The sequence below is a fragment of the Bacillus cereus group sp. BcHK124 genome (genome assembly GCF_027712065.1).
GTDB classification, from domain to species: domain Bacteria; phylum Bacillota; class Bacilli; order Bacillales; family Bacillaceae_G; genus Bacillus_A; species Bacillus_A pacificus.
Window position 1 is genome coordinate 1 of sequence record NZ_JAQFPJ010000007.1, and the last position, 15,180, is coordinate 15,180.

Here is a 15,180-nt window from a genome sequence, read left to right on the forward strand (position 1 = left end):
AGATAAAATAGCTGTAAAAATAGAAAAAGATGTAGTAGTAGAAATTAAAATAGCAAATAAGAAATTACCAGATCCGATGGGGAAAATGAAGTTAGTGAAAGTAGATACGAGTGATAAAAATAAACAGCTAGCAGGAGCAAAATTTCATATTGAAGATTCAAATAAAAAAGTAGTTGGGGAGTTAGTAACAGATGAAAAAGGAGAAGCGATATCAAAAGATTTGCCAATAGGTAACTATACCTTAGTGGAAGTAGAAGCACCAAAAGGTTACGAATTATTAAAAGATAAAATAGCTGTAAAAATAGAAAAAGATGTAGTAGTAGAAATTAAAATAGCAAATAAGAAATTACCAGATCCGACTGGGCAAATTGAAATTGAGAAAGTCGATGATAAGGATATTAATTTAAAACTAAAAGGTGCTGTATTTCAAGTCTTAGATAAAGAAGGTAAAGAAGTTAGTAGATTAACAACGGATGAAAAAGGAAAGGTGATTTCCGACCAATTAGCACTTGGAAAGTATACGATTCAAGAAATAAAAGCACCAAACGGATATATGTTACTTAGAGATCCAATAGAAATAGAAATTATAGAAGCGGTAAGGACACAAAAACTAACAGTGAAAAATGTGAAAAATAATTGGGTAATCCCTAACACTGGTGGCAGTGGAACAACAAGTTTTTACGTGATTGGTTTTATGTTAATGTTTGGTGTTTTATGTTTATGTAAGAAAAATCGTATATAAATTGTATAAAAATAGTTGTATTTCATGAACTGATTCTATAAAGTTAGAAAATCGTTTTGTTAGACAAATTTCAGGCATGAGTTCGGTATTGTACTGTACTCATGCTATTAAATTGGTTGAAGAAGGAAAGATAATACTAAACATAGAACATATTAATAAATTAATATGTTTACGAAGTGAAGGTGATGGCAATAAAACAAGACGAAATTAAAGTAGTAGTCGGAGCAGGGGTGTTTAATAATAATCCTGGATGGATACAAACGCAAGAAAATGAACTTAATTTACTAGATAAAGCTACGTGGGAAGAAAGATTTGAATACAATTCTATTTCAGCTATCTTAGCTGAGCATGTATGGGAACACCTTACGTTTGAAGAAGGTGTAAGAGCTGCTGAAATTTGCTATGAATTTTTAAAGCAAGAGGGGCATATTCGGTGCGGCGTTCCTGATGCATTTTTTCGAGATGAGGCATACCAAAATGTAGTTCAAATAGGTGGACCTGGCCCAAAAGATCACCCAGCAGCAAGTCATAAAATCGTTCATAATTATAAAACATTAACGAAAATGTTTGAAACTGCTGGATTTGAGGTAGTTTTGCTTGAATATTGTGATGAAAATGGTCAGTTTTATTACAATGAATGGGATGCAAACGACGGTTTGATTTTCCGCTCGAAAAGATATGATTCTAGAAATAAAGGCGATAAACTTGGTTTTCCGTCTTTAATTGTTGATGCGATTAAGAGGTAAATCATTCAACAAAAGCAGGAGTTAATTTTATAATTTTATGAGTCGCAAATGCGGCTCTTTTTATTTGTGCGTAAGTCTATATTTAATAGGGAAACGTACATACATGATAATTAATTCTCACGATTATATAACTCGATTTATAAAATATTTAAGTTTTTATCATCACCATTAACTTTAAATTAATACTTCATTGACATAAAGATTTATTTTATATTTATATTCGTGTAAAATGAAACAAGAACATACATTCTATATAAGGGGGCAATCAATATGATAGCTGAAATTGGGAAACTAACTGATGGATATATTGTAAAATTTGAACGCGAATTTCCATATACAATAGAGGAAGTTTGGTCTGCTTTAACAGAAAACAGTAAGCTGAAAAAATGGATGTCTAATTTACAGATTGAAAGCCTTAAAACAGGTGGAGTCATAAAGTTTGATATGATGGATGGTACATTCATAAATATTGATATTTTAGAATGTCAAGTAAACTCAGTACTTGAATTTACTTGGGATAAAGATCGTGTCCGATTTGAAATACATAAAGAGGAAAATGGTTCTTTTTTACTTCTTAAAGAATACATTCATGAATTAACTGATCATACACCGAAAGATATAGCAGGTTGGCATATTTGTTTAGATCTTTTTTCTGCCGTTCTAGAAGGAGAAGAAAAAGAATTTTCTAAAGATGAATGGCAACAATGGTTTGAAATATATAAAGATAAGGTTATTGAAGTGAGAGGATTATTACCTTAAAGGTTATATTAATTGTGTAATTATTATATTATAAAAGTGATTATTAAGATTAAAAACAGTTGATAAGTGGTATTGTTGTTTGTTAATCTTTTCGTTTTATTGTCTGTTTTTTTGCATTTAACAGAAATATATACTTGAATGAAGTATATATTTCTGTTAAATTTATCCTATGGATAGAACAAGCTTAATTAAAGGTCATTTAGAAATGTGTGTATTATCTATTTTGTCGAAAAAGAAAAGTTATGGCTATGAGATTATGAAAGAGCTAGAAGTACATAATTTAAAGTTGAAAGGAGTAGGAAGCATTTATCCAATTCTAACTAAGTTGAAAAATCAAGAGTGGGTTAACACTTACCAAGAAGTAACAGACAGTGGTAAAGTTAGAATTTATTATGAACTTAATGAAAACGGTAAAATACGTCTTGAGAAGAAAATTAATGAGTGGTTAGAATTGCAATCGGATATTCAAACATTACTAAAAAGCGGTTTGAAAGGAGACCTTCTGAAATGAGGAATAAATTGATAGGTAAAGAAAAGCAATTTTTAACAGACGTACTTAAGGAATTAAAGCAATACGATATTAGTCTAGAAGAAAGGGAAAATATTAAGCGACAAATATTAGAACATATTCAAGAGTGTCGTGAACATGGAGAAGATAGTATAGATGATTTAGGTACACCTGAATTATTTGTTCAAGATTTTTTAGAAATAAATGAAATTGATTCACAAGTTAAAATGAAACAACTTCAAAATGAAAAGGGCAAATTCAACACATTTATGTTACGTGGCATATTCATCGCAATTATTACTTACCTCAGCTCGCAAATTATATTTTCAATATTTTTAACTGAATCATTTAATCAAAATAATAGTAAAAGTGCATTTCAGTATAATCTTTTATATCGAATATCAGAGAATCAATGGTGGAACGCATTATTAATAATGACTAGTTTGACGCTCTCTATAGTAGTATTTATTAGCTTAGTAAGTTATAAAAAAAGAAAGCATCTAAAGTATAATGAAGAATACAATCTATAAACTGTCTCTAATTTTTGTTCTTTTTAATGTATTAATATTATGTATCACACCTCCCAAAGTTTATGCTCAGCAAAATATTAAAGTTACATTAGATAAGTATATTGAAAAATTTATAAAAGAGCAGAACATTCCGGGAGCTTCTGTTGCAATTGTACATAATAGAGATGTATTCTTCACAAAAACGATGGGGGTTACTGGAGAATCTGGAAAAAAGGTAACTAGTAAAACACCATTTGCAATCGGCTCTATAAGTAAATCTTTAACAGCTTTAGCTATAGTGAAATTAATAGAAGATAAAAAAATAAAATTAGAGGATCCAGTTCAACGATATCTCCCTTGGTTTAAACTAAAGAATCCTCAAATATCCTCAACTATAACAATCCAACATCTACTAACTCATACAAGCGGAATCAGCACATATGAAGGCTTAGCATTATCAGATAAGCAATCCAAAAGTTCTACAGCATTAAAAGAAAATGTAATGGAGCTTTCAAATGTAAAAGTAACTGCTCCACCAGGTGAAAAATATCAATATAGTAATGCGAATTATATGGTTTTAGGCGCACTTATTGAAGAAGTCACAAATGAAATATATTCATCATATATGGAAAAGTATATTTTTCAGCCGTTAAATATGAATGGCGCGGCAGCAAGTAAAGAAATTGCATATGAAAAAGGCTATTTAACAGGTTATCAGTCGTGGTTTGGCATACCAAGAAAAAGTGTAGTGTCCTATGATAATGCCGGGGCACCATATGGTTATATTACCGCGAATTTGGAAGATATGATTCAATTCATTATGTTTTTGAATCGCCAAGAAAATCCTCAATTTTTAAAGCAAGAAAACATGAATCTTTATCTTTCACCACTTTATCAAACAAATTCAGAAAAAAGTTATGGTTTTGGATTAAGAACAACAAATATAAATGAAAGCGAAACGATGATTTGGCATTCAGGATCAACGCCCGATGCTCGTGCAGAAATATTTACTTTAAATAAAAGTGGCTGGAGTGGTGTGATTTTAACAAATAAAAATCATGTATTAGAAGAAACCGCACTATCAGAATTGAAAAAGGGGATTATTAGTATTTTGAATGGAGAAGAACTGATTGATATCTCTAAAAACATACCATTAACACAAATTATTTTGTTGATAGTTACACTCATACTTTTCATAATATCAATTATGTTAATGAAAAAGTATAAACATGTGAAAACTGTAAAAAAGGTAATTTGGTTATTCATAGGGAGTCTATTCCTACTATTATCTATTATTTTTATCCCACTGCTTACTTATAGTACGAGTTCACCATGGCGTACGATTAAAATATTTGCGGCAGATGTAGGTTTATTTACAAGTATTATAGTAATTTTATTAGCTGTGAACGGATTATTATCAATCTTTATAGGCATAAGACGGTATAAGGATAAATAATTAAAGAAATATAATTCAAGTGTTATAAACAGTTGACTCTCACACAATGTCATTGTTTAAGATAAAGTTGAGCTTCAAAGTAGATGTAACTTATAGGAGGAAATCATGTTTAAAATAGGGGATTTTTCGAAACTATCTTCCATTAGTATACGTATGTTGAGACACTACGATAAAGTTGAATTATTACAACCAATAAAAGTTGATGAGCAGAGTGGATACCGATACTATTCAGCAGCCCAATTAAAGAAAGTAAATCAAATTCAAACGTTAAAAAATATGGGATTTAATATCGCTACCATTAAAGAAATAATAGAATGCGATAATATAGATGGTATTAAGGAGCAGTTTTTAAATCGTAGTGCTCAAATTAAAAAAGACATGACTAACCTCAAAAAACAATTACGTCTCCTCGAAGACTCAATGAAAACGATGAGAGAGGATGTTGTTGAGATGAATTATCATGTTTCAATAAAAGAAGTTCCAGAAAGAACTGTAGCTAGTGTTAGAAAGATTATTCCATCGTATAATTGCGAAGGTGATTTATGGAGTATATTAATGCAAGAAATTCAAATGGAGAATATTAGTATTGACCATCCGAGTTATAGTATTGCGGTTTTCCATGATCGTGAATACAAAGAAAATGATGTAGATATAGAAATACAGCTAAGTATTCTAGGAAAGCATGAAAATACAAAAGACGTTACATTTAAAAATGTGGAATCAGCTAATGTAGCTTCCATAACGGTTAATGGAAGTTATGAACAAATGACAGCTGTAAATGAAGCTGCGGCAAAATGGATTGAGACAGAAGGTTACGAATTAGCAGGCCCAATGTTTAATATTTATCATGTGAGCCCAGCGATGGAATCGGATCCTAATAAGTGGGTTACAGAAGTTTGTTATCCAGTAAAATGATGATAAAGAAAAAGGCATTATGATATGCCTTTTTTCTTTATCAACTTATCCGTAATTGCAATTAACCAATCATAATTATCTTTCCTACTATTATAGTTTTCGTATCGGACTATATAAAGCAATAAAGACTTCAATTAATTTAGTAAAAGCAGCTAAAGCAAATACAAACACTGGATTATAAGCTGAAATAATGCCTCCTGCTAATGCTCCGAGTGGCATAGCTAATCGTGTAAGTACACGCGAAAATCCTAAAACTCTCCCTTGCACATTTAATGGAACTGTTTCCTGGCGAACGGTGGCTACAATTGTATTCCATGCAATATTGCAAGTCATTGCGATACCGAAAGCAATTCCAGGAGCGAGCCAATATGTATTCAAAAGCGCGAAAGTTAAGCCAATTGCTCCAACAAATAGGAGTAAAGGAATTAGTATGCCGCGCTGTAACCTTTTTTCTAAAGGAACTGCAATCAAGCTTCCTAAGAGCCCGCCTATTCCAATTAGTGAATAATTAAAGCCACTTTGTTCCGGCGTAAGTTGCAATGTGGATAGTAAATAATACATGAACACACCTAAAACCGCACTTGCTCCAAAGTTTCCAATCATAGCTTGAAAAGATAAAGCTAAATTTAAACGGTCATTTTTGAGCCATTTACATCCATTAACCAAATCAGCTAGTACATTTTGAAGTGTATTTTTATCTTGGTATTTCTTGTTTACGGTTTTCATAGACGGTAATAATATCACAGCAATTAATGTTGCAATAAATGAAAGAACATTAATCCAAAGCAACTGAAAGCTACCAATAAAAGAAACGAAAACTCCAGCTATCATTGGACCAAATAAACTGGCTAATTGATTGACCATTTGATAGAAAGAATTGGCTTTCGTTAAGGATGCTCCGGCAATTTGCGGGATGACTGTAACAGTTGTTACATCAAAAAGCATGGACATAACTGTTAACATAAAAGTAATTATGTATAAATGCCAGATTTGTAATAGATGTAATGAATGTAGTATTGGAACAAGACTTACTAAAATAATATTAGTAATATCCGCTACCAAAAGTAACTTTTTTCGATCATAACGATCAATTATTACACCAACTAAAGGGCCAAATAAAACGATTGGTAATACGTTAATAGCAAATAAAGAACTCATTATTACAGCTGAACCGGTTAATTGATAGGCAATCCAAGGTAACGAAAAAGTATACAATGAGTCTCCAATTCGTGAAATGAGTAAACCAAAAATAAAAATCTTGTATTCTTTAGAAAAAGTTGTCTTTACGGTAAGGCTACGTTGTTGCATAAGTTTCACACTGTTTATACCACCTTTATTATAAAGAAATTTGAAAATAATTCGTCCAATACTTGTCATATATAGAATTCTTTAATTTTTTGGTTAATCCTACTTTTTACATGTATTTTAAGGAGGAAATAAAAATGAAGAATGTAAAAGCAGTCTGTACTGTTTTAAATAGTATGTGTGGTTGGGGAGAGATGTAGATTACACACATAAATAAACCATAAAAATGTTATGTAAACTATTTGTGCATATGGAATATATTTTCCTTATAATTTGTATTTTATAATATATAATAGAAAGTAATTAAGGACGGTTATTTGAAAGGAGTGATGTTTTATGAACAAACAGAAGAAAATCAAGCATGAGGTAAAAATAAATTGAGTATGCGTATCATACCTCTATCAACTACGTTCGCTCAAAGCTAGGAGCAGCACATGATAAATATTAGAATTGGAAAAAATCAATACCCATTAACATTGGCTGAGGAGCATAATTTTGATTGGTGAAAGGATGTAGAAGTGTTTACTGTGTTTGATCAGCAAGATTCAGGAAATATTAGCTTTGGTATTATTGAAAATGGAAAACGTTATTTTTTGAAGTATGCAGGTGCACGCAATTTAGAATACAAAGGCAAGATAGAGGACGCGATCCAACGATTAATGAAGGCAAAAGAAGTGTATGAACAAATTCAACATCCTTTACTAGTTCCATATATTAATCCTATTCAAATGCAAAACGGATTTTGTTTAAAGTTTCATTGGATTGATGGGGAATGCATGCACAATCATTGGGACTTTACACCGTTTGAAAAGCACCATGCACCAAATTCGCCTTTTGTTAAGCTAAGACAATTATCAGTGACGGAGAGACTTAACATATTGACACAAATTTTTGAGTTTGCAGCCTATGTGGAGTCATTAGGATATGTCATGGTTGATTTTTATGACGGTAGTATTTTATATAATTTTGAGCAATCAAAACTTACAATCTGTGATATTGATTTCTTTCAAAAAAAACCTGTATTCAATAAAGTTGGGGAGGATTTTTGGGGAGCAGGTCGTTTCAAAGCACCTGAAGAATATGAACTGCATGCACAAATTACAAGCGAAACGAATGTGTATGTGTTAGCCGGAATTGCTTTTGCTTTTATTGGCGGGAAAAATGATAAAAGCTATGAGAAATGGGAGAGCACACTAGAATTATATAATATGTGTAAAAAAGCTCTACATAAAGAAAAAAATAAAAGATATCGCACTGTTCAAGCGTTTTATAAAGATTGGCTGGCATATATAGGGGAAATTGGAGGATCTTTTTCACAAAGAATCAATAGCATAAGCGTTAATAGAGGGGAAAATACAAAATGAACGAATTAGAGTACAAAAACTTTTATGATAAAGTAGGAAGAGTAAATGGTTGGGATTTTAGTAAAATAAAATGTGAAACTGTAGGAGATTCATGGGACTTTTACGGGGAAGTGAAAGAAAGATGTAAACTATCAGACACTTTACTTGATGTTGGTACAGGTGGAGGGGAAAATGTACTTAACATAGCATCTTCAGCTAAATTGCTAATTGGAATTGATAATTCTAATGGCATGATTGAAACGGCACATTCCAATTTAAAAAAATCAGGTGTACAAAATGTTGAGTTTTTTCAAATGAATTCTGAAGCGTTAACGTTTCCGCTTGCCCATTTTGATATCGCTTCTAGTTGTCACGCACCATTTATAGCATCTGAATTAGCAAAAGTAATGAAACAAGGTGCTTTTTTCTTAACACAACAAGTTAGCGAACATGATAAATTGAATCTTAAAGAAGCATTTGGAAGAGGACAATGCTTAGGTGAAAGAGATGGTACATTAAAAGAAAAGTATATGAGTGAACTTATTAGTGCAGGATTTGAACTCGTGCAAGTACGTGAATATGATGTTACTGATTATTACAGTACGCGTGAGGATCTTATTTTCTTATTAAAACATACGCCTATTATTCCTAATTTTGGAGAAGAGGAAGAGGATTTTAATATTTTGCAAAAGTTCATTAAAGCTAATAGTTCTGAAAAAGGTATTCGTACGAATTCAAAAAGATTTATGATTATTGCTGTAAAATCATAATATGTTTTGTTGTAAAAGCTGCTCTTTGTTTAAGAAAAGGCAGCTTTTTTGTATGGAAACAATGCAGGATAAACTTAAATATTCATACTAAAGTTGTAGTTTGCATTTGAAAAATCCATCCTTCTGTTTGATTTTATCTATTTATAAGTGTAATACAATACAAATAGATAATAAGAAGCAAGGGGGTATGCAATGTGATTACACATATATCAGATATAAAACTACAAACGGTTTCTATAGAAGGGGTAAAACAAGTTTATAAGGACATATTATCTTTTCCAATAAAAAAAGAAACGGCATCATTTATTCAATTTAAAGTAACACCTTACACAACAATTAGTTTTCAAGAAGTGTATGAGCCAATCGCTCCAGCACATTTCGCCTTTGAAATTTCATATTCAAAATTTCATGAAACAGCAAAATGGCTTGAAAAGTCTGGGTTACTTATTGTGAAATGGAAAGATGGAAATACAATTGGTGAGGAGAACGAGCTATTCAATTTATACTTTAAAGACGGAGATGGAAATCTACTCGAAATTATCGCACATAGTTATGTTAAGGAGGATGTATTAGTACCGCAGTCACCTTTAAACATTTTATATGTAAGGGAAATTGGTCTTCCTGTTAAAAGTGTACCTGTATTTACGGAATGGTTGAAATTAAATCTCGATATGAAAACGATGGAAGATGGAGATATTTTCAACTTTGTAGTTGGCGGCACTGCATATATCGTCGCAACTTGGTGGCAGCGACCTTGGATCCCAATTGCGATGAAAGCTTTACCACCGAAAGTACATGTTTCTTTTGGAACACCAGACGTCGCATTTTTACAGCGAATCCAAAATAACTTTAAGAAAAATAGTGTACTATTTGAATGTAAACGTAATGAAGTATCATTTATTGAGCAAGGATATACATTTTCAATTGTGCATACATCAGAGTTTCATTCTGATATTCCTAAACAATTAAACTTACCGCTTTCTATTTAATGATGGAAAGCGGTAAGTTTTTTGTATAGTCGTGAAGAAGGTTTTAGCTAGGGTTATAGTGAATGTAAAGAGAGGTATAAGGTGCTATTCTAATTTATGTTAAGGGGAGAAATGAAGTGGTTTTAGGTAATCCAATTGCAAAAGGGAATACAGCGGAAATTTATCTATATGATAAAAAGATTGTAAAATTATTTAAAGAATATCTTCCAGATACAGAGTCTATAAATGAAGCAAAAAAACAAAAATATGCTTATTCATGTGGGCTGCTAGTTCCAAAGGTATTTGAAGTGACAAAGATACAAAATAGACAGGCAATTATTATGGAATATGTAAAAGGGGAGAACATTGGTGATCTCCTGCTTAATAATTTGAATGAGGCAGAGCGTTATATCGGACTTTGTGTTAATGAGCAAAAAAAGATCCATGATATACGTGTGAATACAGATGAAATGGAGTTAATGAGGAAAAGGTTAGAGCGTCAAATTAAATCTGTACATCAATTGGATGAAAACAAAAAGAAGAATATATTACAAAAATTAGATTCTATTACATTTGATTTTAGGCTATGTCATGGAGACTTTCATCCATTTAATTTGATTTTGAGTAAGGAAGGGAAAGTGAAAGTTATAGACTGGGTAGATGCTAGTTCAGGTGATATTCGTGCAGATATATTTCGAACATATTTATTGTATGCTCAGACTTCTTTAGAATTAGCTGAAATGTATTTACACTTATATTGCAAAAATACTAGTTTGTTAAGAGATGAGATCTTTGAATGGGCTCCTATTATAATTGCAGCTAGATTTTCTGAAAAAGTAACACCGCAAAATGAAGTGTATTTGAAAAGATTATTGAATCAGTATTTATAAGTCATAAAAAAGGTTGTCAGCTAATTAATAAACGCTGTTGTTTAACTAAAGTTTCCTTGTAGTTAAACAACAGCATTTTTAAATTTTGATATACGTATATTTATTTTCAATCTTCATTCTATAAAGGTTCATTATCCGTACTTGTTCCTCAGTTAATTCTTCTTTATCCCAATACATATGCATTAAGCTATATTCAAAAATCTCTTTTAATTTAATAAACAATGGAAACTTCTCGATCATCTCTTTAGGTAGTTCATTTTCTTCTTGGTACCCTTCAAATAGTGCTTTTGTAATGGAATGCTCATACTCAACGATATTTGCATTTCCAGCAAATGAATATTCTATCGCACTATAAATAGGAACAGCTAAATCGAATAGGTAAAAATGTTTTTCGCAATCTTGAAAATCAATCATTGTTATGGTTGAATTGTTTTCAACTAAAATATTTTCTAGCCATAAATTTCCGTGAATTAAGCCGTAATTTGAAGTGGATTTTTGTAGCTCTTTTATAGAATTTAAAACTTCAGATGCAATTTCCCTAATAGTAGTTTCTTCTTTAGGAATATACTTAAGGAAATTATATTCCTCATTCTCATACCAGTCGTTAATATATTTAATCGGTTTAGCTTTTTCAAAGATTTTAGATATACGATGCAATTTTCCGATTTGTTGACCAAGCTTTTTAAATATAGTAGAATTCCATTCGCATCTTGGTAAATGTATACCAGGAGCAGCTTTATATAATACTGTAAAAAGCTCCTTGTCTAATGTTAATTTTTCTACAAGATTCCCTTGTAAAGAAGGGAGTATTGGTGGAACATCTAAACCGTTTTGGTATAAAAAATTCGTATATGTAACTTCTTCTAATTGTTCTTCATACGTTTTATAGTTTGTAATTCTAATGAAGTATGTACCTTGTTCAGTGAGACATTTATACATTTCATTTGTTATTGGTTGAATGTTAATAAAATTCAACGGATATAGTTCATTTATGAATTGAAGTATTTCTTTTTCTAGTTCTTTCATTATAATTTCCTTTCAAAACTTTTATTTTTTAACTAGAGAATTAAAAGAATCTTATTTTACAAAATTCGAGTTTAATTTTCGAAATCCTTTAAAATGAAATATGATATAAATTGTCTTTTAATAATTAGTTAAGTGTTGCCAGCATATTAATTAAGGCTAAATTGAAAAATGAATAGAAGGTATGTCAAAATAAGATAGATGAAAAAATAAAGTCAATATTTATATATAAAATTTAAAGATATTACAGAAAGTCTTATGTTATAAAACACAAGAAATATCAAAAGAAAGAAATGCACTTCTCTTATACTTTTAAATAAGGAGTGGAGGAAATGAATGAACATATACAGCAGATGATTGACTGGATTGAGGTCAATTTAAAAAAGGAATTTTCATTAGATGAATTGTCCCGTTATATGGGGTATTCTCCTTATTATTGTTCTTTTAAATTTCACCAAGTAACGGGTTTCAGTATTAGACGCTATATTCTTCTTAGAAGGTTATACTTATCTATAGAAGATTTAAAGAATGGTAGGAAGATAATAGATATCGCATTGGATTATAGTTATTCTTCGCAAGAGGCCTATAGTAGAGCTTTCAAGAATGTTTTTGGAATGAATCCAAGAGAATTTCAACTTAACCAATTGCCTATTCAATCATTTGTTAAACTCAATATAAATAAGGAAGGAGAGTTTAATATGAATATTTCTAGAAAAATAGAGGTTGAACAATTACGAAATGCGAAGAGCGAGCTGTTTGATAAAGATGTATTAAACATATTGAATGGCCAAATGATGTATGAAGAATTTAAAAATGAAAAGCTAATGGGTGATTCTGATTACGCACCATTTAATGAAGCGATGTGTGTAAACCGAGTTACTACACTAGTTTTTGATGAAGAATTTATTAAGACAAGGGCAGCAGGACATAACAGTTCAGTAGAAAGTTACACAAAAAAGGTTATAGATCCATTAAAGAAACTTTTTACGAAAGAGTATAAATGTATTGTTTTATGGTTTGGTGAAGATATGTTTTGTCAAATGAACTTACTTACAATACTTTCATACCTTGAACAGTCTCGTTATGAGGGGAAGGTATACTTAAATAGCTTTAGAGAAGATGAATTTAAAGTAAATCAAATTGAACTTGAATTAGGAAATTATTCTTCGGTATACAATGAAGTATTAGTAAATCATAAAAAGACTTTCTATAAGGTACCACCTGTAATGTATCAGGCTATAGATCTATATTTAAAAATGCTAAAAGAAGATAATAATGTAATAAAATTTATCTCTAAAAATAAAGATTTATCAACTCAAGAATTATTAACGAAGTTGTTTCATCTTTTTCCAACAATCGGATATGGGGATTCTCAGTACATAGAGCTGATTAATAAAATAAAGAAGAAAGCTACACCAAAAATATAGGTGTAGCTTTCTTCTTATAATTGCTCAAGTAACTCTAATTCTCCCTCTACAAATAACATTAGTTCTTTAATTATTTCGCCAGAAAAATCAAAATGAATTCCAGCAGCTTCATATACTTCCGTTAAAGATTTAGAGCTACCTAATGATAAGGCCTTTTTATAATTTTCAAGTGCTTGCTTTGGATCCTCTTTATATTGTTTATACATTTGTAATGCACCAAGTTGGGCGATCGCATATTCAATATAATAAAATGGTACTTCAAAGATATGGAGTACAGGTAACCAACTCGTTGCTATCCAGTTTTCGTAGCCATCAATATGTATGACGCTAGACTGATAATGTTTTTGAAGTTGTAAGTATTTTTCATTTCTTTCTTCAGAAGTATGACTTGGATTTTCATACAGCCAGTGTTGAAATTGATCGACAATAAGCATAATAGGTAAATATGAAATAACATCTTTAAAGAAGTTAATTTTTGCTTGTTTTAAATCTTTTTTGTCTGTATAGAAGGTATCCCAATAATTAAGCGAGAATAACTCCATTGTCATACTGGCTAGTTCAGCTGTTTCAGCTGGAATTTCTATATACTGTCGTAATTTTAATGATTTTATGAGTTCGTTATGAATACTATGACCCATTTCATGTATAAAAGTGATAATATCATCTTGTGTATAATTTAAGTTCATAAAAATAAATGATAATTGTGAAGCTGGTAAGTACTCACAAAAGCCTCCAGATGCTTTTCCTTTGCGGCTTGTTAAATCAAGACAATTATGTTTATACATTCGGTTTAAAAGTGCTGAAAATTCAACATCTAGTTTATTAAAGATATGAGTGCTCTTTTCAATTAAATCATTTTCAGTTGCAATTGGTTTAAGTACTTTTTGATCTGGAGTTACAGCTGATACATCCCACGGGCGAAGCGTATTGACTTGTAGTTTCTCTTTTTTCTCTAGTAATATTTTATCTTTAAGAGGCACAACATACTTACGTATGGATTCAGCTAGTTCATAGCAATCCTTCGCTGAATAATCAAAACGTTCGTATTTCTTGAACATATAATCACGATAATTCTCTAGTTGAATATTTTTTGCTTTTTGATGGCGAATTTCAATTAATTGATTTAATATGTTTTGGAGTTCTTTTTCAACAGATAAAAATTGTTCAGAAATAATGGTTTTTGCCTTTTTACGGATGTCACGATTCGAATCTTGTAAATAGGATTGTAATTCTGTTATCGTTTTTTCTTCTCCGTCCCAAATTCCGCTTAAACCTCCAGTGATTTCAAAATACTCTGTGACTAATTTGTCTTCCTTTATTTCTAATTCGATATTTTCCTCACAAAATAACTTTTGAGCATTTTTTATTTTTGTATCTAATAAACCATATACGTTAGAATCTAATTCCATTCGAAAAGGTGACTCTAAATATTTATTATCCAATAAATTTTGGTACCGTTTTAAAAGTGGCTTTACAAATTGTTGATCATGTTCAAAAGTATCCTTTATTTTTTCATCATCCGTATTACATTGAAAGGCGATATAATGTGATCTTAATTGTTCTTCGATTTCCCAAATCACTTTTGACTGCTCTTTTAACCAGTTTTCTAGGTCTAGTTTTGAAGAAATCATTTCATTCAATAAAGTAGAAAGAGTATTTTCTAATTCTAGAACGTTACTAATATCAATCGTATTTAAACGCTGCATGACATATCCCTCACTTTTTATTTATTCATGAAGATATTCTATTTATTAATTATAATTTCCTTTTTAAGAGGAGAAAATGTAAAAAAAATGTTAAATTTAAAAATTATAGAAGG

General features: G+C 30.7%; 15 protein-coding genes. 12 read left to right on the plus strand and 3 right to left on the minus strand.

The annotated features are described in order from the left end of the window. The 7 genes from PDK19_RS13050 to PDK19_RS13080 form a co-directional block, all read left to right on the plus strand. Positions 1–742 (plus strand): MSCRAMM family protein (locus PDK19_RS13050; protein ID WP_270707259.1); only part of this gene is annotated, 742 nt, incomplete at its 5' end. Positions 743–927: 185 nt separating this feature from the next. Beyond that, positions 928–1,488 carry a class I SAM-dependent methyltransferase gene (locus tag PDK19_RS13055; protein WP_014893705.1) on the plus strand — a complete coding sequence of 187 codons (561 nt, stop codon included), beginning with the start codon at positions 928–930 and terminating at the stop codon, positions 1,486–1,488. A 270-nt stretch (positions 1,489–1,758) separates the two neighbouring features. After that, a complete protein-coding gene (locus PDK19_RS13060) occupies positions 1,759–2,247 on the plus strand; it encodes an SRPBCC family protein (RefSeq protein WP_014893704.1) in 489 nt (162 codons plus the stop codon). A 169-nt stretch (positions 2,248–2,416) separates the two neighbouring features. Beyond that, positions 2,417–2,758, plus strand: coding sequence for a PadR family transcriptional regulator (locus tag PDK19_RS13065; protein WP_014893703.1), 342 nt, complete (start codon positions 2,417–2,419; stop codon positions 2,756–2,758). Next, on the plus strand, positions 2,755–3,285 hold the full coding sequence (locus PDK19_RS13070) for a hypothetical protein (RefSeq protein WP_049112687.1): 531 nt from the start codon (positions 2,755–2,757) through the stop codon (positions 3,283–3,285). Before PDK19_RS13065 ends, PDK19_RS13070 begins: the two co-directional genes overlap by 4 nt. Beyond that, positions 3,266–4,720: a serine hydrolase domain-containing protein gene (locus PDK19_RS13075; protein ID WP_049112686.1), complete on the plus strand. Its 1,455-nt coding sequence runs from the start codon at positions 3,266–3,268 to the stop codon at positions 4,718–4,720. The genes PDK19_RS13070 and PDK19_RS13075 overlap by 20 nt, the downstream gene beginning before the upstream one ends. A gap of 105 nt (positions 4,721–4,825) precedes the next feature. Continuing rightward, positions 4,826–5,635 (plus strand): MerR family transcriptional regulator, encoded by an 810-nt coding sequence (locus tag PDK19_RS13080; protein ID WP_000472606.1) that lies wholly within the window; start codon positions 4,826–4,828, stop codon positions 5,633–5,635. 90 nt (positions 5,636–5,725) lie between these two features. On the opposite strand, the gene PDK19_RS13085 is transcribed toward PDK19_RS13080, so the two are convergent. Continuing rightward, a complete protein-coding gene (locus PDK19_RS13085; RefSeq protein ID WP_049112685.1) occupies positions 5,726–6,952 on the minus strand; it encodes an MFS transporter in 1,227 nt (408 codons plus the stop codon). 506 nt (positions 6,953–7,458) lie between these two features. Between PDK19_RS13085 and PDK19_RS13090 the strand changes: the two genes are divergently transcribed. The 4 genes from PDK19_RS13090 to PDK19_RS13105 all read left to right on the plus strand — a co-directional run bounded on the left by PDK19_RS13090 (position 7,459) and on the right by PDK19_RS13105 (position 10,911). Beyond that, positions 7,459–8,304, plus strand: a complete 846-nt coding sequence (locus tag PDK19_RS13090) for a serine/threonine protein kinase (RefSeq protein WP_270707262.1) — start codon at positions 7,459–7,461, stop codon at positions 8,302–8,304. After that, positions 8,301–9,053, plus strand: a complete 753-nt coding sequence (locus PDK19_RS13095; RefSeq protein ID WP_001003852.1) for a class I SAM-dependent methyltransferase — start codon at positions 8,301–8,303, stop codon at positions 9,051–9,053. The genes PDK19_RS13090 and PDK19_RS13095 overlap by 4 nt, the downstream gene beginning before the upstream one ends. 194 nt (positions 9,054–9,247) lie before the next feature. After that, positions 9,248–10,042, plus strand: coding sequence for a VOC family protein (locus PDK19_RS13100; protein ID WP_000627940.1), 795 nt, complete (start codon positions 9,248–9,250; stop codon positions 10,040–10,042). 116 nt (positions 10,043–10,158) lie between these two features. Then, positions 10,159–10,911: an aminoglycoside phosphotransferase family protein gene (locus PDK19_RS13105; RefSeq protein WP_000242845.1), complete on the plus strand. Its 753-nt coding sequence runs from the start codon at positions 10,159–10,161 to the stop codon at positions 10,909–10,911. A 78-nt stretch (positions 10,912–10,989) separates the two neighbouring features. Here the strand turns inward: PDK19_RS13105 and PDK19_RS13110 are convergent, their stop codons facing one another. Continuing rightward, positions 10,990–11,937, minus strand: coding sequence for a phosphotransferase enzyme family protein (locus PDK19_RS13110; RefSeq protein WP_270707265.1), 948 nt, complete (start codon positions 11,935–11,937; stop codon positions 10,990–10,992). 329 nt (positions 11,938–12,266) lie between these two features. Between PDK19_RS13110 and PDK19_RS13115 the strand changes: the two genes are divergently transcribed. After that, on the plus strand, positions 12,267–13,361 hold the full coding sequence (locus PDK19_RS13115; RefSeq protein WP_001002100.1) for a helix-turn-helix domain-containing protein: 1,095 nt from the start codon (positions 12,267–12,269) through the stop codon (positions 13,359–13,361). Between the two features lie 14 nt (positions 13,362–13,375). Here PDK19_RS13115 and PDK19_RS13120 read toward each other — a convergent pair whose 3' ends face one another. Beyond that, the gene (locus tag PDK19_RS13120) at positions 13,376–15,067 is read right to left on the minus strand and encodes a M3 family oligoendopeptidase (RefSeq protein ID WP_074567921.1); all 1,692 of its coding nucleotides are present in this window, start codon (positions 15,065–15,067) and stop codon (positions 13,376–13,378) included. Positions 15,068–15,180: the final 113 nt, after the last annotated feature.

Excerpts from the sequence above, each read along its gene's own strand:
- PDK19_RS13075 (WP_049112686.1), top strand. The coding sequence starts at position 3,266 with ATGAAGAATACAATCTATAAACTGTCTCTAATTTTTGTTCTTTTTAAT.
- PDK19_RS13060 (WP_014893704.1), top strand. The coding sequence starts at position 1,759 with ATGATAGCTGAAATTGGGAAACTAACTGATGGATATATTGTAAAATTT.
- PDK19_RS13115 (WP_001002100.1), top strand. The coding sequence starts at position 12,267 with ATGAATGAACATATACAGCAGATGATTGACTGGATTGAGGTCAATTTA.
- PDK19_RS13055 (WP_014893705.1), top strand. The coding sequence starts at position 928 with ATGGCAATAAAACAAGACGAAATTAAAGTAGTAGTCGGAGCAGGGGTG.
- PDK19_RS13095 (WP_001003852.1), top strand. The coding sequence starts at position 8,301 with ATGAACGAATTAGAGTACAAAAACTTTTATGATAAAGTAGGAAGAGTA.
- PDK19_RS13110 (WP_270707265.1), bottom strand. The coding sequence starts at position 11,937 with ATGAAAGAACTAGAAAAAGAAATACTTCAATTCATAAATGAACTATAT.
- PDK19_RS13070 (WP_049112687.1), top strand. The coding sequence starts at position 2,755 with ATGAGGAATAAATTGATAGGTAAAGAAAAGCAATTTTTAACAGACGTA.
- PDK19_RS13120 (WP_074567921.1), bottom strand. The coding sequence starts at position 15,067 with ATGCAGCGTTTAAATACGATTGATATTAGTAACGTTCTAGAATTAGAA.
- PDK19_RS13065 (WP_014893703.1), top strand. The coding sequence starts at position 2,417 with ATGGATAGAACAAGCTTAATTAAAGGTCATTTAGAAATGTGTGTATTA.
- PDK19_RS13080 (WP_000472606.1), top strand. The coding sequence starts at position 4,826 with ATGTTTAAAATAGGGGATTTTTCGAAACTATCTTCCATTAGTATACGT.